This is a genomic window from Polaromonas sp. P1_E1_2, from assembly GCF_056406035.1.
In genome coordinates, this window is sequence record NZ_JBFUAZ010000773.1 from 1 (window position 1) to 1,662 (window position 1,662).

A 1,662-nucleotide genomic window follows, 5' to 3' on the forward strand; every position below is an offset into this window, starting at 1 on the left:
ACTTGGACTTCCTCTGCCAAAGCCTTAGCAACGCTCTCGAAACGTCGCTTGGCGATCCAGCACCACGGGCATACAAAATCCGACCAGATTTCAACTTTGACTAGCTTCACTTTTTTTCTCTCAAAAGAAATGCAACCCCATAAAACAAACCGATTACTTGGTAGTTTTTATATTCAAAAAAATGGGTGCACAGCAGGTAAATGATTGCCATTATGGCGCAACATTTCGATATTCCATGCCTTTATCGTACCAACTAGATGGTTTGTTTTTGTAGGTGGAATCCCTGAAACAAAAGAGTCGACATTGCGATATGTTCGGTCCCGTTGAGCAAAAAATGTCTCAACCTTTACGGTAATTTTCTAAAAATTGGAGTGTCGTTATGCAAATGAAATTAAAACTGACGGTAGTGGCCGCTCTCGCAACTTTGGTCGGCATGGCCTCGGCCCAGGATGTCGTGGTCAAGATTGGTCATGTGGCGCCTCTGTCTGGCTCACAGGCTCACTACGGCAAAGACGTTGAAAACGGTGCGCGCATGGCTGTTGAAGACCTGAACACGCAAAATATTGTTATTGGCGGCAAAAAAATCAAGTTTGAAATCGTTGCTGAAGACGACGCGGCCGATCCAAAACAGGGCACGGCTGCCGCACAAAAACTTTGCGACTCCAAAGTCGCCGGTGTGGTCGGTCACCTGAATTCGGGTACGACGATTCCCGCTTCCAAGGTTTACAACGATTGTGGTATTCCCCACATCACGGGCGCTGCAACCAACCCCAATCTGACCAAGCCCGGCTACAAAACCACCTACCGCATCATCGCCAACGACAACGCCCTCGGCGCTGGCCTGGCTTTCTATGCTGCCGATGCACTGAAGCTGAAAAAAGTCGCCATCATTGACGACCGCACCGCCTACGGCCAGGGCGTTGCTGAAGTCTTCAAGAAGACCGCTCTGGCAAAAGGCATGACCGTGGTGGACGAGCAGTTCACGACCGACAAGGCCACTGACTTCATGGCCATCCTGACCGCTGTCAAGGCCAAAAACCCAGACGCGATCTTCTTCGGCGGCATGGACCCACAGGGCGGCCCGATGCTGCGCCAGATGGAGCAGCTCGGCATGAGCAATGTGAAGTATTTCGGCGGCGACGGCATCTGCACGGCTGAGCTGGCCAAGCTGGCTGCCGGCGCCAAGACCATCGGCAATGTGGTGTGCGCTGAAGGTGGTGCATCGCTGGCAAAAATGCCAGGCGGCGAAGCCTGGAAAAAGCGTTACGACGCCAAGTACCCTGGCCAGTTCCAGTTGTACAGCCCGTACGCCTATGACGCCACCTTCGTTCTGGTCGACGCCATGAAGCGTGCCAATTCGACCGATCCAAAAGTCTACACCCCTGAGTTGATCAAAACCAGCTACAAAGGTGTCACAACCACCATCGGTTTCGAACCCAATGGTGAGTTGAAAAACCCGGCCATCACCTTGTATGTCTACAAAGATGGTAAGAAATCCGCTCTGAACTAAAACTCACTCGGAAACAAAAACCACCGTCAAAGGTGGCGTGCTGAATCGCCCCGGATTCTGAGGAGGCTCTTTTCTCTGAGAGGATTGAGCCATGAGCAAGACAACCAAGAAATTTTCACAGAAGTACGAGAGCGCGCTGTACGCATGGTGCG

At 51.8% G+C, this 1,662-nt stretch carries 2 protein-coding genes; one reads left to right on the plus strand and one right to left on the minus strand.

Features of this window, described 5'->3' with window-relative positions:
• The coding region (locus AC1D1P_RS22730; protein ID WP_477674551.1) for a DsbA family oxidoreductase at nt 1–110 on the minus strand (110 nt) is incomplete at its 3' end.
• 269 nt (nt 111–379) lie between these two features.
• On the opposite strand from AC1D1P_RS22730, the gene AC1D1P_RS22735 reads away from it, so the two are divergent.
• Entirely contained in the window at nt 380–1,510 is a 1,131-nt protein-coding gene (locus AC1D1P_RS22735) for a branched-chain amino acid ABC transporter substrate-binding protein (RefSeq protein WP_477674550.1), read from the plus strand.
• The last annotated feature ends 152 nt before the right edge of the window (nt 1,511–1,662 follow it).

Excerpts from the sequence above, each read along its gene's own strand:
- AC1D1P_RS22735 (WP_477674550.1), top strand. The coding sequence starts at position 380 with ATGCAAATGAAATTAAAACTGACGGTAGTGGCCGCTCTCGCAACTTTG.